The sequence below is a fragment of the Kitasatospora nipponensis genome (assembly GCF_039528135.1).
Lineage (GTDB): Bacteria > Actinomycetota > Actinomycetes > Streptomycetales > Streptomycetaceae > Kitasatospora > Kitasatospora nipponensis.
The window spans coordinates 1-228 of record NZ_BAAALF010000659.1; positions in this window are offsets into that span (position 1 = coordinate 1).

Sequence of the window (228 nt, forward strand, 5' to 3'; positions counted from 1 at the left end):
CCTGTTTTGGTGTCGCAGCACGGGCCGGTGGGGCGGGAGGGGCCGGAGTGTCGACTCCCTGTCGGATATGTCGCTTTCTGCCCGTTTCTCTGGCATCCTGCCCCCGGCCGTCCGCCTCGGCGCAGGTCAGCGGGGTGTGCGCGCCCCCGGAAGCCTGGGGATAACTGCCGTCAACCTGTGGATAACTGCCGTGCAGAGCCCCGCCTGCGCCGGTCATCCACAGGCCCG